Below are 22,755 nucleotides of genomic sequence, written 5' to 3' on the forward strand. Positions count from 1 at the left end.
ACACCATAACGCACCCGCCGAAAATTGAAATCCGACAATCATTACAGAATATAAAACCTTGAAATAAACGGATAAAAACCTTGGTAAAACTTGAGAAATATCATTGTATACCGCACTTGCAGAGCAGATATCACAACAAGCCACACGACAACACGCGCCCACTCGTAATCAGTCACGTTCAAACACAACAATCGGCCGAGTAACTTTCAATTACAAATCAAATAATGGCGAGCAAAAAAAATCCGATGCCTTAATGGCATCGGATCTTAATTTCAAAGCATTCATCAGGTTGGCTTTACGCCTTGACTCATGATGCTGTCACACAACTGACCTGAATCAGGCCAGTTTCTTGTGCCGTACACGATGCGGCTGGGCAGCCGCTTCGCCGAGGCGCTTTTTGCGGTCGGCTTCGTACTCGGTGTAGTTACCTTCGAAGAAGATGGCTTGCGAGTCGTCTTCGTACGCCAGGATGTGGGTCGCGACGCGGTCAAGGAACCACCGATCGTGGGAGATCACAATGGCGGCGCCAGGGAAGTCCAGCAGGGCTTCTTCCAGGGAACGCAGGGTTTCAACGTCGAGGTCGTTGGACGGTTCGTCGAGCAGCAGGACGTTGCCGCCCTCTTTCAGGGTCAGGGCCAGGTGCAGGCGACCGCGCTCACCACCGGACAGGTCCTTGACGAACTTCTGTTGATCACCGCCCTTGAAATTGAAGCGACCAACGTAGGTACGCGACGGGATCTCGTAGTTGCCGATGCGGATCTGGTCGGAACCGTCGGAGATCTGCTGGAACACAGTCTTGCTGCCGTCCAGGTCTTCGCGGCTCTGATCCACACAGGCCAGTTGCACGGTTTCGCCGACTTCGATGCTGCCCGAATCCGGTTGTTCCTTGCCCATCAACATGCGGAACAGGGTCGATTTACCGGCACCGTTACCGCCGATCACGCCGACGATGGCGCCTTTAGGCATGGAGAACGACAGGTTGTCGATCAGCACGCGATCGCCATAACCCTTGGAGACGTTCTTGAATTCGATGACCTTGTCGCCCAGACGCGGACCAGCCGGGATGTAGATCTCGTTGGTTTCGCTGCGCTTCTGGAATTCCTGCGATTGCATTTCTTCGAAGCGTTGCAGACGAGCCTTGGATTTGGACTGGCGGGCCTTGGCGCCTTTGCGCACCCACTCCAGTTCTTCCTTCATGGCTTTTTCATGAGCCGACTGCTGCTTGGATTCGGCGGCCAGACGATCGGACTTGGCTTCAAGCCAGCCCGAGTAGTTGCCTTCGTACGGGATACCGGCGCCGCGGTCGAGTTCCAGAATCCAGCCAGCGACGTTGTCCAGGAAGTACCGGTCGTGCGTAATCGCTACCACGGTGCCCGGGAAATCGTGCAGGAAGTGCTCCAGCCAGGCGACGGAATCGGCGTCCAGGTGGTTGGTCGGTTCGTCGAGCAGCAGCATGTCCGGGGCGGACAGCAGCAGGCGGCAAAGGGCCACACGGCGTTTTTCACCGCCAGAGAGGAATTCGACCTTGGCGTCCCAGGCCGGCAGACGCAGCGCATCGGCGGCGACTTCCAGCTGGCGCTCCAGGTTATGACCGTCGCTCGCTTGCAGGATCGCTTCGAGCTTGGCCTGTTCGGCAGCCAGCTTGTCGAAGTCGGCATCTTCTTCAGCGTAAGCCGCATAGACCTCGTCCAGACGAGCCTGGGCATTCTTGATCACGCTGACCGCTTCCTCGACCACTTCGCGCACGGTCTTGGTCGGATCAAGAATCGGCTCTTGCGGCAGATAACCGATGTTCAGCTCCGGCATCGGACGGGCTTCGCCCTCGAATTCGGTGTCAACGCCGGCCATGATTTTCAACAGCGTGGACTTACCCGAACCGTTGAGGCCGAGTACACCGATCTTGGCGCCGGGGAAGAACGACAGCGAAATGTTTTTCAGGATTTCCCGCTTCGGCGGAACAACTTTGCCCAGCCGATGCATGGTGAAGACGTATTGAGCCATGGAGAACCTTGGGTCAGTGACAGATGAATGATTGGAGCGCAGGCGATGCCCGGCCAGACCGTGCGCGCCGCCCGATTGATGACTATCAATACGTGCGCGCTGAAAAACCTGAGTTTAGGGGGCGTTCTCAATTAGTTTCCACACCGCGTTGTCGCCTTAAAGCGGGCCAGGCAAGGCGCAGGCCGCTGGGAATGGTTGTTCCCTTTCCAAGGCCTGCAACGCAGCCTGGCCGCTTGAAGGCACAACCCGAAGGGCCGGGGTGTGGAAACTAATTGAGAATGCCCCCTAAGAGCTGGAACGCTCCCGCGTAACCGGCAAAGCTACCTTAATGACAAGTGGCAGTCCAGCCGAGAGGGGCTGGCACTTAGCCACAACTCAAGGCATGCTAGCCGCCCTTCGGGCGTCCGGCTTATAGTGCACGTCGCGCCAGTCCAGCCAATCCGCAGGATTACAGTTTGTCTAATGACACTCCGCCTCTAACCTCTCGTGCGACCACTGCTGCGCCGAGCTCCCCCCTGCGCGGAACTCTGAAGGGCGCGCTGGCGACGCTCGTGCTGTTGCTGCTCGCGTTGCTGTTCTGGCAACTGTTGGACCAACTGCGCGAAACCGAAAAGAACCAGCGCCAGTACACCATCGACTACACCGCCGACCTCGCCTCGCAGGTCAGCCTGAACATGGCACTCAACGCGCAGATCGCCCTCAACCTGCTGCCGATCATCGAACAACCACAAAGCGCCGACGAACAGCAGGCACTGTTACGCAAATTGCAGCAGTCGCTGCCCGAGCTGCAAAGTCTGGCGTTGCTCAGCCCCTCCGGGAAAATTGTCAGCGACAGCGCCGCCGACAGCCACGACGCCGATTACCTGAGCGAACTGGTGCGCCGCAGCCGTGCGCAAGCCCACTATTTCAGTAACGCCGACGACGGTTCGGTGGTGCACCTGTTGTTGCATCAAGCCAGTGGCAGTACTCGTGGCTACTGGGCCTTGCGTCTGCGGCCGACGTTTTTCTCGACACTGACCAAACAGGCCGAGACCGGCATCCGCCCATTGTGGCTGGTGGAAAACCGCGTCAATCATCAGATCATCAGCCGCGATGAAGGCCTGCCCTCATCGAAACCAGGCGTGGCGACGGCCGACGATCTGGAGGACAGTGTACTCACCGTGCCCTTGAGCAGCAGCGACTGGCAACTGCGCGGCCTGTTCGACCGCGAGCGCGTGCTCGAACAACTGCTGCCGGCATTCATTGGCAAATGCCTGCTGGGGCTGGCCTTCTCGCTGCTGCCGTTCATCGCCCTGCTGAGCATGCGTCGCCGCCAGCGCCAGTTGCATGAAGGCCGGCGCCGCTATCAGGACATTTTCGAAGGAACCGGCGTGGCCCTGTGCGTGCTGGATCTGTCGGGGCTCAAGGCCCTGTTCGAAAAGTCCCAGTTGCAAAGCAGCGATCAGTTGAAGGCATGGCTCAATACGCCGGAAAAAACGCCTACTGCTACTGCAAGAGTTGCGCATCACCGAGGTCAACCAGGTCGCCCTGCAACTGCTCAACGTCAATTCCTGCGATCAGGCCTGGAAGCTGCTGATCGACGGCAACCTGCAAGATGGCACCGCCATCGGCAATCAAGTACTCGAAGCGGTGCTGAGCCAGCAGCAACAGCTGGAACTGGAAATCAAACTTCAGGACACCAGCGGCCGCGATCAGCACTTGTGGCTGGTGCTGCGCCTGCCGGAAGAACAGCACGACTATAAAGCAGTGATCCTCAGCATCAACGACATCACCAGCCGCAAGCTCATCGAACTCTCATTACTGGAGCGTGAAGGCTTCTGGTCCGACGTGGTGCGTACCGTGCCCGATCACCTGTATGTGCAGGACGTGATCAGCCAGCGGATGATCTTCAGCAACCATCACCTGGGGCAGACGCTGGGCTACAACCGCACCGAGTTGCACCAGATGGGTGAGTACTTCTGGGAAATCCTGCTGCACCCCGAAGATGCCGACTACTACCACCGCTCGCGCCAGACCCAGCGTCAGGCCGGGTACAGCCAATTGCTGCAATGTCAGTTGCGCTTTCGCCATCGCGATGGAAAATGGCGGCGCTTCGACATTCGTGAACAGGCCCTGGCGCGCGACTGCCACGATCAGGTCACGCGCATCATCGGCGTCGCCAAGGACATCACCGATCAGATCGAGGCCAGCGAATCCCTGCGCGACAGCGAGCAGCGCTATCGCATGCTCGCCGAAAGCATCAGCGACGTGATTTTCTCCACCGACAGCAAACTGTCGCTCAATTACGTCAGCCCGTCGGTGCAAGTGGTGCTCGGTTACGACGTTGACTGGATCTTCCAGAACGGCTGGCAATCGACCATCGCCAACCCGCAACAACTGACCGGTATTTACAGCTTGATGGACCGGGTCAGCAAGGCACTGGATAAACCCGATCAACTGGCCCTGCTACGCAACCAGGTGCAGACCCAACTGTTCCTCTTCGACTGCCTGCGAGCCGACGGGCGCAAGATCCCTATCGAGTTGCGGCTGGTGCTGGTGTGGGACGAACATGGAGCTTTCGAAGGTGTGCTGGGTGTTGGCCGCGATATCAGTCAGCAGCGCCGGGCCGAGAAAGACCTGCGCATGGCGGCCACGGTATTTGAACACTCGACGTCGGCGATCCTGATCACCGACCCGGCGGGCTACATTGTCCAGGCCAATGAAGCGTTCAGTCGTGTCAGCGGCTATGCCGTGGAGCAGGTACTGGATCAGCTGCCGAATATGCTGACGGTCGACGAGCAGCAGGAAGCGCATCTGCGTTACGTGCTCAAACAATTGCATCAGAACAGCACCTGGGAAGGTGAAGTCTGGCTCAAGCGCCGTAACGGCGAGCATTACCCGGCCTGGGTCGGCATTACCGCCGTGCTCGACGACGAAGGCGATCTGGCCAGTTACGTGTGCTTCTTCAGCGACATCAGCGAGCGCAAGGCCAGCGAGCAGCGGATTCACCGCCTCGCCTACTACGACGCCCTGACGCACCTGCCCAACCGCACGCTGTTCCAGGATCGCCTGCACACCGCACTGCAATCGGCGGAACGGCAGAAGTCGTGGGTGGTGCTGATGTTCCTCGATCTGGACCGTTTCAAGCCGATCAACGACTCCCTGGGCCACGCCGCCGGCGATCGCATGCTCAAGGAAATGGCCACGCGGCTGCTCGGCTGCGTCGACGATGACGACACCGTGGCGCGCATGGGCGGCGACGAATTCACCCTGCTGCTGCAACCGCGCACCAGCCGTGAAGTGGCGCTGAACCGGGCAATTAACGTGGCCGAGCAGATCCTCGCCAGCCTGGTGAAACCCTTTGTACTGGAGGGCCGCGAGTTCTTCGTCACCGCCAGTATCGGTATCGCCCTGAGTCCGCAGGACGGCAACGAACTCAGCCAGTTGATGAAAAACGCCGACACCGCGATGTACCACGCCAAGGAGCGCGGCAAGAACAACTTCCAGTTCTATCAGGCCGACATGAACGCCAGCGCCCTGGAGCGTCTGGAGCTGGAAAGCGACTTGCGCCATGCGCTGGAGCAAAACGAATTCGTGCTGTATTACCAGCCGCAGTTCAGCGGCGATGGCAAACGCCTGACCGGTGCCGAAGCCCTGCTGCGCTGGCGCCATCCGCGACGCGGCCTGGTGCCGCCGGGGGATTTCATCCCGGTCCTGGAAGAGCTCGGGCTGGTGGTGGACGTCGGCGACTGGGTGATCAGTGAAGCCTGCCGTCAGCTCAAGAGCTGGCATCAGGCCAGGGTGCGAGTGCCGAAGGTGTCGGTGAACATCTCGGCCCGGCAGTTCTCCGACGGCCAGCTCGGCACCCGGATCGCCACCATCCTGCGGGAGACCGGCCTGCCGCCAGCGTGCCTGGAGCTGGAACTGACCGAGAGCATCCTGATGCGCGAAGTCAGTGAGGCGATGCAAATTCTTGCCGGGCTGAAAAACCTCGGCCTGAGCATTGCGGTCGATGACTTTGGCACGGGTTACTCATCGCTCAACTACCTCAAGCAGTTCCCGATCGACGTGCTGAAAATCGACCGCACCTTCGTCGACGGCTTGCCATCGGGTGAGCAGGATGCGCAGATTGCCCGCGCCATCATCGCCATGGCCCACAGCCTGAACCTGGCGGTGATTGCCGAGGGCGTGGAGACCCATGAACAACTCGATTTCCTGCGTGAGCATGGTTGCGATGAGGTTCAGGGGTATCTGTTCGGACGGCCGATGCCGGCGAGCCGGTTCGAGGCGCAGTTCAGCAATGATGCGCTGTTCATGTTTGACTGAAGCACAATCATTGTGGCGAGGGAGCTTGCTCCTGATTGAGTGCGCAGCGCTCACGAGATTTTGGGGCCGCTTCGCAGCCCAGCGGGAGCGAGCTCCCTCGCCACAGGCCCGCCCAGGCACCGCATATCCGGTCATGAACGCCACTTGTCTGCGACATGATGTCCTTTCATATGCCATCTAAAACCCATTGGGTTAGAATGCCCCCCTTTTCTGCCCCGATCCTTGAGGACCGCCATGTTCAGCCGTGATTTGACTATTGCCAAGTACGACGCCGATCTCTTTGCCGCCATGGAGCAAGAAGCTCAGCGCCAGGAAGAACACATTGAGCTGATCGCTTCGGAAAACTACACCAGCCCTGCGGTGATGGAAGCTCAAGGCTCGGTACTGACCAACAAGTACGCCGAAGGCTACCCGGGCAAGCGCTACTACGGTGGTTGCGAGTTCGTCGACGTGGTTGAGCAACTGGCCATCGACCGTGCAAAAGAACTGTTCGGCGCCGATTACGCCAACGTTCAGCCGCACGCCGGTTCGCAAGCCAACAGCGCCGTTTACCTGGCCCTGCTGCAAGCGGGCGACACCATCCTGGGCATGAGCCTGGCCCACGGCGGTCACCTGACCCACGGCGCCAGCGTTTCGTCTTCCGGCAAGCTGTACAACGCCGTTCAGTACGGTATCGATGCCAATGGCCTGATCGACTACGACGAAGTCGAGCGCCTGGCTGTCGAGCACAAGCCAAAAATGATCGTGGCCGGTTTCTCTGCCTACTCGCAGATCCTCGACTTCCCGCGCTTCCGCGAAATCGCTGACAAGGTCGGCGCCTACCTGTTCGTCGACATGGCCCACGTGGCCGGTCTGGTCGCCGCTGGCGTCTACCCGAACCCGGTTCCCTTCGCTGACGTCGTGACCACCACCACGCACAAGACTCTGCGCGGTCCACGTGGCGGCCTGATCCTGGCTCGCGCCAACGCCGACATCGAGAAGAAACTGAACTCCGCGGTATTCCCGGGCGCCCAGGGTGGCCCGCTGGAGCACGTGATCGCCGCCAAAGCGATCTGCTTCAAGGAAGCGCTGCAACCTGAGTTCAAGACTTACCAGCAACAAGTGGTGAAAAACGCCCAGGCCATGGCCAGCGTATTCATCGAGCGCGGTTTCGACGTGGTGTCCGGCGGTACTGAAAACCACCTGTTCCTGCTGTCGCTGATCAAGCAGGAAATCTCCGGTAAAGATGCTGACGCCGCTCTGGGCAAAGCGTTCATCACCGTGAACAAGAACTCCGTGCCAAACGATCCACGGTCCCCGTTCGTGACCTCGGGTCTGCGTTTCGGTACTCCGGCTGTGACCACTCGTGGCTTCAAGGAAGCAGAGTGCAAAGAGCTGGCCGGCTGGATCTGCGACATCCTGGCTGACCTGAACAACGACGCGGTGATCGACGCCGTTCGTGAGAAGGTCAAGGCCATCTGCAAGAAGCTGCCGGTATACGGCGCTTAATTGCGACGCTAAATCGCGGCATGAAAAAACCGGTCAGTGATGGCCGGTTTTTTTTCGCCTGCAATTCCCCCCCTGTAGGCGCTGTAACCACTGGTCAGACCGGTCATGCCAATTTCATCATTTTCACTTGTCATCTCAAAAACACCGAGCGTAGACTGGGCCTGCACTGGACATACCGGTAAGACCACAATAATTAAGTCCTGAATCTGATGCGCATCGCGCACGGCAGCCAGGACACCGACCAGGATTCCTCCCATGCTCAGATGGTGCTCGCGTTCAATCTTCCTCCAAGTGGTTCTCGCACTGGTGCTCGGCATCGTCTGCGGGCTGACCCTCCCCGAATACTCCGCCCAGCTCAAACCCTTGGGCGACGGCTTCATCAAACTGATCAAGATGCTCATCGGCCTGATCGTATTCTGCGTGGTCGTAAGCGGCATCAGCGGCGCCGGCGATCTGAAGAAAGTCGGCCGTATCGGCCTCAAGTCAGTGATCTACTTCGAAGTACTGACCACCATCGCCCTGTTGATCGGCCTGGCGTTCGCCTTCAGTACCGGCATCGGCAGCGGCGCCAACATTCATCTGGATCAACTGGCCAAGGCCGACATGGGCGATCTGGCCCAGCGAGGCCAGCACCTGCACACCACGACGCAATTTCTGCTGGAACTGATCCCGACCTCAGTGATCGGCGCCTTTGCCGACAACAACATTCTGCAAGTGCTGCTGTTTTCCGTGCTGTTCGGCAGTGCGCTGAATCTGGTGGGCGAAGCGGCGTCGGGCATCTCGCGGCTGATCAATGAATTGAGCCATGTGATTTTCCGCATCATGGGCATGATCGTGCGCCTGGCGCCGATTGGCGTGTTCGGCGCCATCGCATTCACCACCAGCCAATATGGCCTGGACTCGCTGCAACATCTGGGCAGCCTGGTGGGCTTGTTCTACCTGACCTGTGCCGCGTTCGTGTCGCTGGTTCTCGGGTTGGTGATGCGCCTATCCGGGCTGCGGCTGTGGCCCTTGCTCAAATACTTGCGCGAAGAAATGCTGATCGTCATTGGTACCGCCTCGTCCGACGCCGTGCTGCCGCAGATCATGCGCAAGCTGGAACACCTGGGCATCGGCAGCTCCACCGTCGGGCTGGTGATTCCCACTGGCTACTCGTTCAACCTGGACGGCTTTTCGATCTACCTGACCCTGGCCATCGTGTTCATTGCGAACGCCACTGGCACGCCGCTGGCCATGACTGACCTGCTGACCATTCTGCTGGTGTCGCTCATCACCTCCAAAGGGGCTCACGGCATTCCCGGCTCGGCACTGGTGATCCTGGCGGCGACACTGACGGCGATCCCGGCGATTCCGGTGGTCGGCCTGGTGCTGGTGCTGGCGGTGGACTGGTTCATGGGCATCGGCCGGGCGCTGACCAACCTGATCGGCAACTGCGTCGCCACCGTGGCCATCGCACGCTGGGAACGGGACATCGATATCCAGCGGGCGAACAAGGTACTTTCCGGCCAGCAGGGGTATACCTTCCAGCCAAGAAAAACGGCGGCACCGGCGCATCAGGAATTCTGACCCCATCCTGCAGGAGCTGCCGAAGGCTGCGAATCTGGCCGTCGGCACTCTTCAAGACTCACGGAGCAAACAGTGATTAGCACTTCAACCGTCGTAAATTCAGTCGTCGAAAAACTCCGGGCCGCGCTGGCCCGTGGTCAATGGCGCAGCGGCGACATGTTGCCAGGCCAGCGCGAACTCGCCGAACAACTGGGCATCAGCCGCCCGAGCCTGCGTGAAGCGGTGATCGTGCTGGAAACCCTTGGCCTGGTGCGTTCGATGCCGGGCAAAGGGGTGGTGGTGCTGGAGGCCAATCTCAGCGACAGCCAGCACCACGACAACGCGGTGGCCGGTGCCAGCCTGGAAGACGTGCTGCAACTGCGCTACACCCTGGAGCCGTTCATCGTCGGCCTGGTGGCGCAGTCCATCAGCAGCAAGGAAGTCGGGCAACTGCGCCTGACCCTGATGGACATGCGCGAAGCGCTGGACGCCAATGACAGCGAGGCTGGCGTGAGCGCCTACATCGCCTTCCACGAAGAACTGTTCACCCTGACCTCCAACCCGATTTTCCAGAGTGTGGTGCAACAGACCAGCAATGCCCTCAAGCAAAGTGCCGAGGTGCTGCGCAATTCGCCGGAACACCTGGCCGAGCGGCTGGAGGAGAACGAAGCGGTGGTGCGCGCCATCCGCAGCAAGAACAGCGCCCAGGCCAGTGCCGAAATGCGTCGGCATATCCTTCGTGAAGGCCAGCGGATGGGCATTGAGCTGAATATCCCGGACGACCATTTAGGCAGTTGAATCAGCCCCGAACTGGAGACAGGCCATGAACAGTTTCGCCCCGGCGCAGCCCCTCAGCGCCCTGCCCTTCGCCCGTACGAAGACGTCGGCGGATGATCTGTACCCGCAGGTCTTCGATGCCATTCTCGAACAGCGCCTGGTGCCAAGCAGTCGATTTACCGAAGAAAGTCTGGCGGACCTGTTTGGCACCAGCCGCAGCAGCATCCGCCAGGTGCTGACGCGACTGTCGCATCAGCAGATCATCATCGTGCGGCCCAATCATCGACCCAAAGTCGCTGCACTCGATGCCGAACAAACCCGGCAGACACTGCATGCCCGGCGCCTGACCGAAATCACGCTGGTACGCCTGGCCTGCCAACAGCCCTGCCCGCAGGACTTGCAACGCCTGCGGGTGTTGATCGAGCAAGAACGCCAATGTACGCAGCGCGGTCCGGCGATCCGCCTGGCCGGGGAGTTTCATCTGCAACTGGCCGAGATGGCGGGGAATGCACCGCTGGCGCATTTTCTCGGCAGTCTGGTGCCCATGACTGCATTGGCGATTGCGCGGTTTGGAGGGCAGACGCAGAGTTGTTGCGAGTGGCAAGCGCATGCCGGGATTGTTGATGCACTGGAGGGTGGCGATGTGGCGATGGCTGTCAGGTTGATGGGGCAGTGCCTGGATCAGATTGAGGGGGCATTGCTCAATCCAGAAACCTGCCAGGATTGCATCGCCAATTAAATCGTCTTCGCGAGCAGGCTTGCTCCCACATTTGAAATGCATCCCCCTGTGGGAGCGAGCCTGATCGCGAAGGCGTCATAACATCCACCGACGATGCTTCAGACCGCCACCACCCGCTCAAACCCCGCCCGAATCTTCTCTTGCGGTAAATCATCAGCAATAAACACGATCACGCTTTCGCGCGTCTCATCCTCAGCCCACTCGGTATCCCAGTCGAAACCATAGAGCTTCAAAACCCCCTGAAACACCATCCGCCGCGGCTCGCCGAGAATGCTCAGCACGCCCTTGTAACGCAGCAACTGCTTGCCATGGTCTTCCAGCAGCTCATTCATGAACTCGCTGAGCTTGTCGATATCCAGCGGTTTATCAGTGCGCAGCACCAGGCTGGAGATGCGGTCGATGGACGGCGCCTTGCTCACCGGGCGCAGATTCACCCCGCCCCCCAGATCGGCGTTGAGGTTGAAACCGCGCACGTCCAGCAGTTCAGCCAGGTCAATGTTGCCGTGTTCCACCACACGAATCGGAGCACGGCGATTGATCCGGGTCAGGCGTTCGCTGAGCGCCGTGAATGTCGTCTCGTCCACCAGATCGCGCTTGCTCACCAGCAGCCGGTCGGCGAAACCGATCTGCGCCTGGGCGATGGTCTGGGCCAGATGTGTTTCAGCGTGAGCCGCGTCCATCAGGGTGATGATGCCGTCGAGGATGTAGCGATCACGCAGCTCCTCATCGATGAAAAAGGTCTGCGCCACGGGCGCCGGGTCAGCCAGGCCAGTGCATTCGATGACCAGACGGTCGAAGGCGATTTCACCGCTGTCCAGGCGTTCGAGCAGCAGGTACAGGGCCTTGGTCAGGTCGGTGTGGATAGTGCAGCAGACGCAGCCGTTGGACAGCGTCATCACCTGCACCGGCTCGTCGCCCAGCAGTTGGGTGTCGATACCGGCGTCACTGAATTCGTTTTCGATCACGGCGATTTTCAGCCCGTGCTCGGCCTTGAGCAGATGGCGCAGCAGCGTGGTCTTGCCAGCGCCGAGGAAACCGCTGAGCACGGTGACCGGGATGGGAGAGGACAAACTGGATCTCCTTCTAATACGCAAAAAAATGAGAGCGGTCCTGTGGGACCGAGCTTGCTCGCGATGGCATCACCTCGGTCTGACGATATACCGAGTTGTCTGCATCGCGAGCAAGCTCGCTCCCACAAAAAGCCGCTCCCACATCACATCGGGTAACCCGCGGTTAGCGGATCAACAGCACTTGGGCCCACCCTTGCCACCGTAACGGGCTTCCTGACGTTCGCGAAAGAACATCTCGTAGCTCATCACCGGTTTGTCCGGATGTTTGGTTTGCATATGCTCGACGTAGTTGTCGTAGTCGGGCATGCCGACCATCAGGCGCGCAGCCTGACCGAGGTATTTACCGAGGCGACTCAGGTCATTGAACATGTTTGCAATCCTCGATTACGCGTCTGGAATGGCCTGGAATGGCGCTTCTTTATCCGTGCGTTCCTTGGTGCCCCAGGCGGCGATGCCGACCTTGAGCGCATAGAACAGGATGCTGAATACCACGAACAGGAACAGTGCCGTCAGCGTTGCGTTGGTGTAGGCGTTGAAGATCACATGCTGCATCTGGGTGATGTCCTTGGCCGGGGCGAGAATCTGCCCGTTGGCCAATGCATCGCTGTATTTTTTGGCCAGCGACAGGAAGCCGATCGCCGGGTTGGCGTCGAACAGCTTGATGAAGCCTGCGGTGACGGTGCAAATCAGCAGCCAGACTGCTGGCAGCATGGTCACCCAGATGTAGCGTTGGCGTTTCATTTTGATCAGCACAACGGTGGCGAGCATCAGCGCAATACCGGCCAGCATCTGGTTGGAGATACCGAACAGCGGCCACAAGGTGTTGATGCCACCCAGCGGATCGATCACCCCTTGATACAGCAGGTAACCCCACATTGCCACGCAACCGGCCGTGGCGATCAGGTTGGCGGTCCAGGACTCGGTGCGCTTGAGCGCCGGCACGAACGAGCCGAGCAAATCCTGCAGCATGAAACGCCCGGCACGAGTACCGGCGTCAACCGCGGTGAGGATGAACAGCGCCTCGAACAGGATCGCGAAGTGGTACCAGAACGCCATGGTGTTTTCACCCGGCAGTACGCTGTGCAGGATCTGCGCAATACCGACCGCCAGCGTCGGTGCACCGCCGGCGCGAGCCAGCACGGTGGTTTCACCAATGTCCTTGGCGACCGCTTGCAGCGCTTCCGGAGTAATTGCAAAACCCCAACTGCTGACGGTTTGCGCGACTTGCATCACATCACCGCCGACGATTGCGGCCGGGCTGTTCATGGCGAAGTACACGCCTGGCTCGATCACCGAGGCGGCAACCATTGCCATGATCGCCACGAAGGACTCCATCAGCATGCCTCCGTAACCGATGTAACGGGCATGGCCTTCACTGGCCAGCAGCTTCGGCGTCGTGCCAGAGGCAATCAGCGCGTGGAAACCCGAGACCGCGCCACAGGCGATGGTGATGAACAGGAACGGGAACAGGCCGCCCTTCCACACCGGTCCGGTGCCGTCGATGAATTGAGTGAGTGCCGGCATTTTCAGCACGGGCATGGTGACCAGGATGCCAATCGCCAGAGCGACGATGGTGCCGATTTTCAGGAAGGTCGAAAGATAGTCACGCGGCGCCAGAATCAGCCATACCGGCAACACGGCGGCAACAAAACCGTAGCCGATCAGCATCCAGGTAATCTGGATCCCGGTGAAGCTGAACGCCTTGGCCCAGACCGGATCGGCGGCAATCTGCCCGCCCAGCCAGATCGAACCGAGTAGCAACAACACGCCGACGACAGAGATTTCACCGATGCGGCCCGGGCGGATGTAGCGCATGTAGACGCCCATGAACATCGCGATCGGGATGGTCGCCATCACCGTGAAAATGCCCCACGGGCTTTCGGCCAGGGCCTTGACCACGATCAGCGCCAGCACCGCGAGGATGATGATCATGATCAGGAAGCAGCCAAACAGCGCGATGGTGCCGGGGATGCGGCCCATTTCTTCACGGACCATGTCACCCAGGGAGCGACCGTTGCGGCGGGTGGACATGAACAGGACCATGAAGTCCTGAACGGCACCGGCCAGCACCACGCCGGCAATCAGCCAGAGCGTGCCGGGCAGATAGCCCATTTGTGCCGCCAATACCGGGCCGACCAAAGGCCCCGCACCAGCGATGGCCGCGAAGTGATGACCGAACAGAATGTGTTTGTTGGTCGGCACGTAGTCCAGACCATCATTGTTGACGACGGCGGGGGTGGCCCGACGCGGGTCCAGTTGCATCACGTTGTTGGCGATGAACAGACTGTAATAGCGGTATGCAACCAGATAGATCGCCACGGCGGCGACCACAATCCACAAGGCGTTGATCGCCTCGCCTCGGCGCAATGCCACAACGCCCAGGGCGCACGCTCCTACGATTGCCAGCAGCAGCCAGGGTAAGTGGCGTAGCAGGCTATTATTATTTTTCATTTTATTATTCCAGCCAGGGTGGACAAGAAAGACAGCCACCCCGAGTTTAGCGCTACTGGCGCCAAAGACCATACCCCGACATAGGTCTAGATCCCCGGTTTGCTGGCGGGCCTCGGGGATGCGGGTCTATAGTCAGCGAACCTTCGCGAGGATTGCACCATGACCGAGCACCCTGCCAATCGTCGTCGCTTCAAACGTATTGCGTTCGATGCCAAAACCGAGCTGAGCCAAGGGCAACACCTCTGGCCGGTGAAACTGATCGACCTGTCGCTCAAGGGGCTGTTGATCGAACGGCCCGAGCCATGGCTGGGTGACAAGAACCAGGTTTTCTCGGTGGACATTCACCTGGGCAAGGACGCAGAGATCCGCATGGACGTGCAGCTGTCCCATGACAATAACCGCCAACTTGGTTTCGTCTGCCGCTACATCAGCCTCGAATCGGTTCAAAGCCTGCGGCGCTTGATCGAGCTCAATCTGGGGGATCCGCAGGAGCTGGAGCGGGAGTTGGGGGCCCTGATCGAAATCTGACGCAAACACATCCCCCTGTGGGAGCCGGGCTTGCCCGCGATGGCGGACTCACATCCAACATCAATGCCGACAGATAGACCGCTATCGCGGGCAAGCCCGGCTCCCACAGAGACAGGGTGTTTATTCGAACAGTGCGTCGAGGGCCTGTTCGAGGCGGGTCACGGCAATAATCTGCAAACCCGGTGGCGCTTCCTTCGGTGCATTGCCCTTGGGCACGATGGCACGTTTGAAGCCGTGTTTGGCCGCCTCTTTCAGCCGCTCCTGACCGCTCGGCACCGGGCGCACTTCGCCGGACAATCCGACTTCCCCGAACACCAGCAAGTCATGCGGCAGTGGCCGGTTGCGCAGGCTGGACATCACCGCCGCCATCAGCGCCAGATCGGATGCGGTTTCCAGCACCTTCACCCCGCCGACCACATTGAGGAACACGTCTTGATCGTGGGTCGGAATGCCACCGTGACGATGCAGCACCGCCAGCAACATCGCCAGACGATTCTGATCCAGGCCCAGCGTCACCCGGCGCGGGTTGGCCAGGTGACTGTCATCCACCAGCGCCTGAACTTCCACCAGCATCGGTCGCGTGCCTTCCCACGTCGCCATGACCACACTGCCCGGGACTTCTTCCTGAGCGCGGGTAAGAAATATCGCAGACGGGTTGGAGACTTCTTTCAGGCCCTTGTCAGTCATGCCGAACACGCCCAGCTCGTTTACCGCGCCGAAACGGTTTTTCACCGCCCGCAGCAAACGCAGTCGCCCGTCGGACTCACCTTCGAAATACAGCACGGTATCAACCATGTGCTCCAGCACGCGGGGACCGGCCAGTGCGCCTTCCTTGGTGACGTGACCCACCAGGAAAATCGCCGTGCCGCTCTGCTTGGCATAACGCACCAGCAACGCCGCACTTTCGCGCACCTGGGACACGCCACCCGGTGCCGATTGCAATTGTTCGGTGAAGATCGTCTGGATCGAGTCGATCACCATCACCTTGGGCTTTTCCTGGCGGGCCGTGGCAATGATGGTTTCGATGCAGGTTTCGGTCATCACCCGCAGCTTGTCCTGAGGCAAACCGAGGCGACGGGCGCGCATGGCCACCTGTTGCTGGGACTCTTCGCCGGTGACGTAGAGCGCCGGCATGCTCTTGGCGAGGTTGCACAAGGTTTGCAACAGAATCGTCGATTTGCCGATGCCGGGATCACCGCCGATCAGCACCACAGAACCGTCCACCAGACCGCCGCCCAGCACCCGGTCGAGTTCGCTGGAAGCCGTGGAAAAACGCGGGATTTCTTCGACGCTGACTTCAGCCAGGGTCTTGATCTGCGCCTGCTGGCCGGTCCAGCCGGTTCGCCCGCTGGGGGCCGCCGCGCCGCCGCTTTCCACCATGGTTTCGGTCAGGGTGTTCCAGGCCCCGCACTCGCCGCACTGGCCGGCCCACTTGGGGAAGGTTGAGCCGCACTCGGTGCAGCCGTACATGCGCTTGGCCTTGGCCATCTGAACTCCCGGCAAAAACCGCGATGATAGCTCAGCCAGCACGGATCAGCGCGGCGCGGCGGTACGGATTTCACCGCTGGCCAGACGCGCGGCACTGTTGCCCAGCGGATCCTCGGCATTCAGGTCGGCGCCTTTGGCCTTGAGCGCGTCGAGCAATTCGACACGCTTGAACAACCCGGCGTACATCGCCGCCGTCTGCCCGGCGCCGTTACGTTGATCGGGGCTGCAATTGGACGCCATCAGGGTCCGGGCAATCTGTATTTCGCCCTTGAAAATGGCGCCCATCAACGCGGTATTGCCACGCTGGTCCTGGGCACAGGCATCCGCTCCAGCGGCTAGCAAGCGTTCAACCGCCGCACCCTGACCGTGATAGGCGGCCAGAATCAGCGCGGTGTAGCCCTTGCTGTCGCGAGTATCGAGGGAGTAATTGGCCTCAATGAACGTCTCCAGCATCGGCACATCGCCCCGGCGAGCGGCATCGAAATAGTAATCCTGCAACTGCGCTTTCAGCGCGGCGGGGTCTTGAGTGGCTGGCGCCGCCGACGCGGCAAGCGACAGACTCCCGAGAAATAGAAACAAGAGAAAACGCATGAGCATGCTCCTGGGACTGACGGGGCCTCAACTGAGACCCCGCAATGATGGCAGTGGAATCAGTCGACCAGCTTGGCCGCCAACGCCTTGACCCGACCCAGGTCACCCTTGGCAACCTTGGTCACGCCGGTGCCGTATTCCGGATCGGCCTTATAAAGGAAGGACAGGATGATGTGCTTGCTCTCGTCATCAGTGCTGGCCAGGGAACCGCCGAAGCTGTCGATCAGGTCCTGGCGCTCCTTCTGACTGAACGAACGATACAGATCGCCGGCCTGCTTGAAGTTCTGCTCACGGGTAATCTTTGCCTGCTGGGTGCTGCCCGACAGGGTTGTCTGGCTGTAACGCGCGACTTGCGGCTCGTCACGCGGCTGCAGGCGGCTTGGCTGGTAATTCACGCCGCTGGTGCTGGCCCCGCCGTTCATGGCGCCGTCCTGATTACCGTTGTTTACGGCAACTTTTGGCGCATTGATCGGCAATTGCAGTGCATTGGCGCCCAGGCGATACATCTGGGTATCGGCATAAGAGAACACTCGACCTTGCAACAAACGGTCTTCCGATGGCTCGATACCGGGCACCAGATTAGCGGGCGCCATGGCAACTTGTTCGGTTTCCTGGAAGACATTTGCCGGATTACGGTTCAAGACCATTTGTCCAACTTTTCGCTCTGCAATACCGGGCCAGATCTTGGTGGCGTCCAATGGATCGAAATCAAACTTGTACAAGTCTTGCGGCTTTACCACTTGAACGTACAAGTCCCACTTGGGGAAGTCGCCTTTATTGATATGCGATACCAAGTCATTGGTCATATGACTGTAATCCTGACCCTGAACTTTTACGACAGCCTTTGGATCGAGATTGTTGATCCCCTGCAAACTTTTCCAGTGAAACTTTACATAGCTGACATCACCTTTGGCGTTAATCAACTTATAGGCATGCACACCGTTACCGTCCATTTCCCGATAACTGGCAGGGGTGCCCGAGTTGGAATAGAGCTCGGTTAACGTACGGGTGGCTTCCGGCACATGAGAAAAGAAGTCGAAACGTCGGGAATCGTCATCCAGATTGGTGCGCGGGTCCGGCTTGAAGGCGTGGACCATGTCCGGGAATTTGATCGCGTCACGGATGAAAAAGGTCGGGAAATTGTTGCCCACCAGGTCCCAGTTACCATCAGCGGTGTAGAACTTGGTGGCAAAGCCCCGTGGGTCGCGCAAGGTTTCCGGAGAATGGTTGCCATGTACCACCGCCGAGAAGCGCACGAACACAGGCGTGCTCTGGCCACCCGCGAACACCTTGGCCTTGGTCAGATCGCTCAGGTCGTCGGTCACGGTGAAGGTGCCATGGGCGCCCGTGCCACGGGCGTGGACGACACGCTCGGGAATGCGTTCGCGGTCAAAGCGCTGGAGCTTCTGGATCAATTGCACGTCTTGCAGCAAGACCGGGCCGTTGGCGCCAGCAGTTTGCGAGTTCTGGTTGTCACCCACCGCAGCCCCGTTATCGCGGGTCAGGGTGGCGGCGCTGACGGAAAAGGACAGCAGGCTGACGGTCAAGATGCCCAATGCGCGGCGGTGGGGAAAAGCCCCGAAGCCAAGGGAAGAAGTCATAGGCGTTTCCTCTGATTTTATAAAGCGCATCCAGGTGCGCTCCACAGAGGCTAGTGACCAGCGGTGCAGAATCTAAATAGAAATGCCGTACCGGGGTGATAGGCAAATGCTTGTGGAAAGCCCGTGCCAGAGGGGGTAAACCGCGCGCGAATGGTGGCCTTTTGTAAACTTTTCGTCGATGAGCCGGTCGATAGCAGGCAAACGATGTAAGCAGTTGTGTCGAGCAAGATGCGTTTTGCTGATTTACACTGCGTTCACCAACCTCATCTGTAACAAGGAAATAACCTATGGGCGTGCTCAGCGAGTTCAAGGCCTTCGCGGTCAAAGGCAATGTGGTCGACATGGCCGTCGGTATCATCATCGGTGCAGCGTTTGGCAAGATCGTGTCGTCGTTCGTCGGTGACGTGGTCATGCCACCAATCGGCCTGCTGATCGGCGGGGTGGATTTCAGTGACCTGGCCATTACGCTCAAGGCCGCCGATGGCACTGTTCCGGCGGTGGTCCTGGCTTACGGCAAGTTCATCCAGAGCATGATCGACTTCGTGATTGTCGCGTTCGCGATCTTCATGGGCGTCAAGGCCATCAACCGCCTGAAGCGCGAAGAAGCCGTGGCACCGACCCTGCCGCCAGTGCCCACCAAGGAAGAAGAGCTGCTGAGCGAGATCCGCGACCTGCTCAAGGCCCAGAACACCCGGCCTTGATGGCGGTGTTGCATCGAGAAACGGCGCCTTCGGGGCGCCGTTTTTTTACCAGTAATTCTCCACCGCAACCTGTCCGGGACGCCGAGTCAGGCTCAGTTGCATATCGCGCTTTTTCAGCAGTTGGCGCGTGTCGTCAATCATCTGCGGGTTGCCGCAGAGCATGACCCGCGAGTGTTCGGCCGTCAGCGCCACACCCGCTGCCTGCTCCAGCTCGCCACTTTCAATCAGCGTGGTGATCCGCCCGTTCAGCGCCCCCGGATGGGTTTCCCGCGTCACGGTGGCGATGTACTGCAGCTTATGAGCGTACTCAGCCAGATAATCGCGTTGCATCAGTTCTGCGATCAGCGGCTGATATGCCAGCTCCCGGGCCTCTCGCACGCTGTATACCAGGATAATGCGCTCAAATTTCTCCCACACCTCGAAATCCTGCAGGATCGACAGGAACGGCGCCACGCCGGTGCCTGTGGACAACAACCACAGATCACGTCCATCCACAAAGCGGTCCAGGGTCAGGTAGCCGAAAGCCTGGCGGTCGACCAGCAACGTATCGCCCACTTGCAGGCGGCTCAGCTCACTGGTGAACTCGCCGCCCGGCACCACGATAGAGAAGAACTCAAGAAACTCGTCATGGGGCGATGAGACCATTGAATAGGCACGCCACACGGTACTGCCATCCGGTTTGGTCACACCCAGGCGGGCGAACTGTCCGGCGCGAAAACGAAAGCCGGAGTCTCTCGAGGTACGCAAGGTGAACAGGCTGGGGGTCAACGGCTGGACGTCCAGCAGGGTCTGGCGAGTGTATTTTTCGGCGCTGGCGGTCATGGGGCGCTCCACTGAACAGGTGGTGACAGTGTCCCGCAAACCGCTCGTCTTAAACACCGGCAGTCTGTAATGGCTTTTATAAAATAAATTTCACTTACGCTTAGTCAATACCCAATCTTAATGAAAACCGCAGCTTATCCGCAATTTAAAGCCTTTTAATGCTTACATTACAGACTACATCCAGCGTGCAGTTCATCCCTTCTGTAAAGTTTAAGAATCACCTATACAACCGACCTCTTCACAAATAGAAAAAAATTCAAAACGTCGAAGTTGGATTCGTCCTACACTCGTTTCCGTGACTGTTTTCGAACCTTGGATCCTGGATCCAATCAGCCACCCCCACGGAAAAAGCAGAGGAACAGCGAAATGGAATTGTGGAAGGAGTCCCAACTAAAACAACTCTCCCATGCCAACGAGGTCAATTGCGCTTATCTGATTGCACTCAACTTCTTCAGGAACCTCGGTTTCAAGTTTTGTGCATTTACGACTAGTTCCCAAACACCAGAGGCCCGTTATACACAAATAAATCTCAATAACTATCCCAATGACTGGAACAGCGAATATGAGAAACAAGGCTTCAACTCGATAGACCCGGTAGTCGCCCACTGCAGCCAATCGACATTACCGATTGTGTGGAGCCCGGAAATCTTCTCCAAAACGCCGCACCTGTGGCAGGCACTTCAGGAGCGGGGCGTGCAGCATGGCTGGTCGCAGTCGATCATCGATGAGGACAGCGGTATGTGCAGCATGCTGAGCCTGGCGCGAAGCCATTGCCCGATCACACCCTATGAGCTTTATGAAAACCTTGGCTTCACGGTGTTCATCAGTCGCCATCTGCATGCACTGGTGACGCAGACGCTGCCCAAAAAGGTACCCGCCTCGCCAATACCACACCTGTCCCCCAGGGAAATAGAGGTGCTGAAGTTGTCGGCTGACGGCAAGACCGCCTACGAAAGCGCCCGCATCCTTAACCTGAGCGAGCGCACGGTCAATTTCCATGTGCACAGTGCCATCCAGAAACTGGGCGTCAACAACAAGATTGCCGCTGTCATCAAGGCTGCCAGGTCCGGTGCCATCTGATGCAGTGAGTTGGGGCTAGGGAAAACCCACGGGCAATCCAAAGGAAAAAAACGTACCATTTGCGATCCAGCCTGAGTGGTGACGTGCCCGACAGCACGTCGTCGTCCGCCTGGCCGGTTCCGCCCGCTACAACGCCCCCCCGGGCCGCGGGACATTCGTAGTTTATCCAGAGCCCCCCGCCCCATGCCTTTGCTCGAAACAGCCTTCGCCCAACTTGATCTGATCCGCCAGCCCGAACAGCAGAACGAACCGCTGCAAGCCTTCGATGCCGCAGATGAATACCTGCTCAATCATCTGGCCGAACAGCAGCCGACTGCAGATACCCGTGTGCTGGTGCTCAACGACAGTTTTGGCGCATTGGCAGCGAGTTTGGCGGGCAAGGTGCAAGTAACCAGCAGCAGCGACTCGTTCCTGGCATTGCAGGCACTGGAAAAGAATTTGATCCGCAACGGCCAGCCATTCGACGCCGTGCCGAGCATACCGGCCAGCGAAATCTGTGTCGGTCCGTTTGACCGGGTGTTGATCCGGGTGCCGAAGACCCTGGCGTTGCTGGAAGAGCAATTGATCCGTCTGCAAGGTCAACTGGCGCCCGGCGCGCAGGTGGTTGCAGCCGCGATGGTCAAACACCTGCCACGCGCTGCCGGCGATTTGCTGGAGCGCTACATCGGCCCGGTACAAGCTTCGCTGGCGGTAAAAAAGGCGCGGCTGCTGATCGCCACGCCTGAAATCAAAACGCCGGCGGTATCGCCCTACCCTTCGCGCTACCGTCTCGATGAACCCGCCATCGAACTGCTCAACCACGCCAACGTGTTCTGCCGTGAAGGGCTGGATATCGGTACCCGGGCATTTCTGCCGCACCTGCCGAAGAACCTCGGCGCAGCCCGAGTGGCCGATCTCGGTTGCGGCAACGGCGTGCTGGCCATCGCCAGCGCCCTGCAAAATCCTGACGCTCATTACACACTGGTGGACGAGTCGTACATGGCGGTGCAATCGGCGGCCGAAAACTGGCGTGCCGCGCTGGGCGAGCGTGAAGTGATTGTGCGTGCGGGCGACGGTCTGGCCGGGCAAGAGCCGCAATCGCTGGACGTGGTGCTGTGCAATCCACCGTTTCACCAGCAGCAGGTGGTGGGCGATTTCCTTGCCTGGCGGATGTTCCAGCAAGCCCGCGAGGCACTGGTCGTGGGGGGTGCGCTGTACATCGTCGGCAACCGCCATCTGGGTTATCACAGCAAGCTGGCGCGGTTGTTCCGGGGTGTCGAGCAAGTGGCTGCCACGCCGAAATTCGTGATTCTCAAAGCCCGCAAATAAATCGCAGGCGAAAAAAAACCTCCACCACAGGAGGTTTTTTTACGTTGGCGCACATCACATCAGTGCGTAGTCAGGCCCGCGGCGTTCATGAACATGCGCATCAGCGAGGCCACGATAAACAGTGCTCCGACGCTACCGACCCAGATCATTGCCAACCAGCCAAGACGCTGCCATAGCGGCTTTTTCTCGGCAGCTTCAATTTCCTGCAAGGAATGTTTGCCGTTCATTGTCTGCAATCCTCTTCAAGGTTGATGGCGTCG

The 22,755-nt window shown here is 59.3% G+C and carries 18 protein-coding genes and 1 pseudogene; 9 read left to right on the forward strand and 10 right to left on the reverse strand.

All coding sequences use genetic code 11. The features are described 5' to 3' along the window. Window positions 1–336: 336 nt before the first annotated feature. Entirely contained in the window at window positions 337–2,001 is a 1,665-nt protein-coding gene (ettA, locus tag POF45_RS11740; RefSeq protein ID WP_259496758.1) for an energy-dependent translational throttle protein EttA, read from the reverse strand. A gap of 455 nt (window positions 2,002–2,456) precedes the next feature. On the opposite strand from ettA, the pseudogene POF45_RS11745 reads away from it, so the two are divergent. Both POF45_RS11745 and glyA read left to right on the forward strand, forming a co-directional pair. Further along, window positions 2,457–6,306, forward strand: a pseudogene (locus POF45_RS11745) (sensor domain-containing protein). A gap of 234 nt (window positions 6,307–6,540) precedes the next feature. Continuing rightward, window positions 6,541–7,794, forward strand: coding sequence for a serine hydroxymethyltransferase (glyA, locus tag POF45_RS11750; RefSeq protein WP_259496760.1), 1,254 nt, complete (start codon window positions 6,541–6,543; stop codon window positions 7,792–7,794). Window positions 7,795–7,802: 8 nt separating this feature from the next. Here the strand turns inward: glyA and POF45_RS11755 are convergent, their stop codons facing one another. Then, window positions 7,803–8,051, reverse strand: a complete 249-nt coding sequence (locus POF45_RS11755; protein WP_259496761.1) for a hypothetical protein — start codon at window positions 8,049–8,051, stop codon at window positions 7,803–7,805. Between POF45_RS11755 and POF45_RS11760 the strand changes: the two genes are divergently transcribed. The 3 genes from POF45_RS11760 to POF45_RS11770 all read left to right on the forward strand — a co-directional run bounded on the left by POF45_RS11760 (window position 8,050) and on the right by POF45_RS11770 (window position 10,855). Then, window positions 8,050–9,360: a C4-dicarboxylate transporter DctA gene (locus tag POF45_RS11760; RefSeq protein ID WP_259496762.1), complete on the forward strand. Its 1,311-nt coding sequence runs from the start codon at window positions 8,050–8,052 to the stop codon at window positions 9,358–9,360. The two genes, POF45_RS11755 and POF45_RS11760, sit on opposite strands and share 2 nt — an antisense overlap. Before the next feature lie 72 nt (window positions 9,361–9,432). Next, window positions 9,433–10,137, forward strand: coding sequence for a FadR/GntR family transcriptional regulator (locus tag POF45_RS11765; RefSeq protein WP_259496763.1), 705 nt, complete (start codon window positions 9,433–9,435; stop codon window positions 10,135–10,137). A gap of 25 nt (window positions 10,138–10,162) precedes the next feature. Next, entirely contained in the window at window positions 10,163–10,855 is a 693-nt protein-coding gene (locus tag POF45_RS11770) for a GntR family transcriptional regulator (RefSeq protein ID WP_259496764.1), read from the forward strand. A 98-nt stretch (window positions 10,856–10,953) separates the two neighbouring features. Here POF45_RS11770 and yjiA read toward each other — a convergent pair whose 3' ends face one another. The 3 genes from yjiA to POF45_RS11785 form a co-directional block, all read right to left on the reverse strand. Next, window positions 10,954–11,925 carry a GTPase gene (yjiA, locus tag POF45_RS11775; RefSeq protein WP_282315725.1) on the reverse strand — a complete coding sequence of 324 codons (972 nt, stop codon included), beginning with the start codon at window positions 11,923–11,925 and terminating at the stop codon, window positions 10,954–10,956. Between the two features lie 171 nt (window positions 11,926–12,096). Then, window positions 12,097–12,294: a YbdD/YjiX family protein gene (locus POF45_RS11780; RefSeq protein WP_007895266.1), complete on the reverse strand. Its 198-nt coding sequence runs from the start codon at window positions 12,292–12,294 to the stop codon at window positions 12,097–12,099. Window positions 12,295–12,309: 15 nt separating this feature from the next. After that, window positions 12,310–14,376: a carbon starvation CstA family protein gene (locus POF45_RS11785; protein WP_259496766.1), complete on the reverse strand. Its 2,067-nt coding sequence runs from the start codon at window positions 14,374–14,376 to the stop codon at window positions 12,310–12,312. Between the two features lie 159 nt (window positions 14,377–14,535). Between POF45_RS11785 and POF45_RS11790 the strand changes: the two genes are divergently transcribed. Then, on the forward strand, window positions 14,536–14,904 hold the full coding sequence (locus POF45_RS11790) for a PilZ domain-containing protein (protein ID WP_259496767.1): 369 nt from the start codon (window positions 14,536–14,538) through the stop codon (window positions 14,902–14,904). 120 nt (window positions 14,905–15,024) lie between these two features. Here POF45_RS11790 and radA read toward each other — a convergent pair whose 3' ends face one another. Genes radA through katB form a run of 3 tightly spaced genes read right to left on the reverse strand, consistent with a single transcriptional unit; the run spans window position 15,025 to window position 18,584 of the window. Beyond that, window positions 15,025–16,392 carry a DNA repair protein RadA gene (radA, locus tag POF45_RS11795; protein ID WP_259496774.1) on the reverse strand — a complete coding sequence of 456 codons (1,368 nt, stop codon included), beginning with the start codon at window positions 16,390–16,392 and terminating at the stop codon, window positions 15,025–15,027. Between the two features lie 45 nt (window positions 16,393–16,437). Next, window positions 16,438–16,983: an ankyrin repeat domain-containing protein gene (locus POF45_RS11800; RefSeq protein WP_282315726.1), complete on the reverse strand. Its 546-nt coding sequence runs from the start codon at window positions 16,981–16,983 to the stop codon at window positions 16,438–16,440. A 59-nt stretch (window positions 16,984–17,042) separates the two neighbouring features. Then, window positions 17,043–18,584: a catalase KatB gene (katB, locus tag POF45_RS11805; RefSeq protein WP_282315727.1), complete on the reverse strand. Its 1,542-nt coding sequence runs from the start codon at window positions 18,582–18,584 to the stop codon at window positions 17,043–17,045. A gap of 287 nt (window positions 18,585–18,871) precedes the next feature. On the opposite strand from katB, the gene mscL reads away from it, so the two are divergent. Next, on the forward strand, window positions 18,872–19,285 hold the full coding sequence (gene mscL, locus POF45_RS11810) for a large-conductance mechanosensitive channel protein MscL (RefSeq protein ID WP_259496780.1): 414 nt from the start codon (window positions 18,872–18,874) through the stop codon (window positions 19,283–19,285). Window positions 19,286–19,330: 45 nt separating this feature from the next. Here the strand turns inward: mscL and POF45_RS11815 are convergent, their stop codons facing one another. Then, window positions 19,331–20,107: a ferredoxin--NADP reductase gene (locus tag POF45_RS11815; RefSeq protein ID WP_259496782.1), complete on the reverse strand. Its 777-nt coding sequence runs from the start codon at window positions 20,105–20,107 to the stop codon at window positions 19,331–19,333. Window positions 20,108–20,473: 366 nt separating this feature from the next. Between POF45_RS11815 and POF45_RS11820 the strand changes: the two genes are divergently transcribed. Continuing rightward, complete coding sequence (locus POF45_RS11820; RefSeq protein ID WP_259496783.1) at window positions 20,474–21,187, forward strand: helix-turn-helix transcriptional regulator; 714 nt, start codon at window positions 20,474–20,476, stop codon at window positions 21,185–21,187. Between the two features lie 183 nt (window positions 21,188–21,370). Continuing rightward, window positions 21,371–22,495, forward strand: a complete 1,125-nt coding sequence (locus POF45_RS11825) for a methyltransferase (protein WP_259496784.1) — start codon at window positions 21,371–21,373, stop codon at window positions 22,493–22,495. A gap of 59 nt (window positions 22,496–22,554) precedes the next feature. On the opposite strand, the gene POF45_RS11830 is transcribed toward POF45_RS11825, so the two are convergent. Next, the gene (locus POF45_RS11830; protein ID WP_259496785.1) at window positions 22,555–22,722 is read right to left on the reverse strand and encodes a DUF2474 domain-containing protein; all 168 of its coding nucleotides are present in this window, start codon (window positions 22,720–22,722) and stop codon (window positions 22,555–22,557) included. Window positions 22,723–22,755: the final 33 nt, after the last annotated feature.

Origin of the sequence: Pseudomonas fungipugnans (assembly GCF_029955235.1) — a bacterium.
Taxonomy (GTDB): domain Bacteria; phylum Pseudomonadota; class Gammaproteobacteria; order Pseudomonadales; family Pseudomonadaceae; genus Aquipseudomonas; species Aquipseudomonas fungipugnans.

Excerpts from the sequence above, each read along its gene's own strand:
- ettA (WP_259496758.1), bottom strand. The coding sequence starts at position 2,001 with ATGGCTCAATACGTCTTCACCATGCATCGGCTGGGCAAAGTTGTTCCG.
- glyA (WP_259496760.1), top strand. The coding sequence starts at position 6,541 with ATGTTCAGCCGTGATTTGACTATTGCCAAGTACGACGCCGATCTCTTT.
- POF45_RS11760 (WP_259496762.1), top strand. The coding sequence starts at position 8,050 with ATGCTCAGATGGTGCTCGCGTTCAATCTTCCTCCAAGTGGTTCTCGCA.
- POF45_RS11755 (WP_259496761.1), bottom strand. The coding sequence starts at position 8,051 with ATGGGAGGAATCCTGGTCGGTGTCCTGGCTGCCGTGCGCGATGCGCAT.
- POF45_RS11770 (WP_259496764.1), top strand. The coding sequence starts at position 10,163 with ATGAACAGTTTCGCCCCGGCGCAGCCCCTCAGCGCCCTGCCCTTCGCC.
- POF45_RS11780 (WP_007895266.1), bottom strand. The coding sequence starts at position 12,294 with ATGTTCAATGACCTGAGTCGCCTCGGTAAATACCTCGGTCAGGCTGCG.
- POF45_RS11785 (WP_259496766.1), bottom strand. The coding sequence starts at position 14,376 with ATGAAAAATAATAATAGCCTGCTACGCCACTTACCCTGGCTGCTGCTG.
- POF45_RS11790 (WP_259496767.1), top strand. The coding sequence starts at position 14,536 with ATGACCGAGCACCCTGCCAATCGTCGTCGCTTCAAACGTATTGCGTTC.
- radA (WP_259496774.1), bottom strand. The coding sequence starts at position 16,392 with ATGGCCAAGGCCAAGCGCATGTACGGCTGCACCGAGTGCGGCTCAACC.
- POF45_RS11800 (WP_282315726.1), bottom strand. The coding sequence starts at position 16,983 with ATGCGTTTTCTCTTGTTTCTATTTCTCGGGAGTCTGTCGCTTGCCGCG.
- katB (WP_282315727.1), bottom strand. The coding sequence starts at position 18,584 with ATGACTTCTTCCCTTGGCTTCGGGGCTTTTCCCCACCGCCGCGCATTG.
- mscL (WP_259496780.1), top strand. The coding sequence starts at position 18,872 with ATGGGCGTGCTCAGCGAGTTCAAGGCCTTCGCGGTCAAAGGCAATGTG.
- POF45_RS11815 (WP_259496782.1), bottom strand. The coding sequence starts at position 20,107 with ATGACCGCCAGCGCCGAAAAATACACTCGCCAGACCCTGCTGGACGTC.
- POF45_RS11820 (WP_259496783.1), top strand. The coding sequence starts at position 20,474 with ATGGAATTGTGGAAGGAGTCCCAACTAAAACAACTCTCCCATGCCAAC.
- POF45_RS11825 (WP_259496784.1), top strand. The coding sequence starts at position 21,371 with ATGCCTTTGCTCGAAACAGCCTTCGCCCAACTTGATCTGATCCGCCAG.
- POF45_RS11830 (WP_259496785.1), bottom strand. The coding sequence starts at position 22,722 with ATGAACGGCAAACATTCCTTGCAGGAAATTGAAGCTGCCGAGAAAAAG.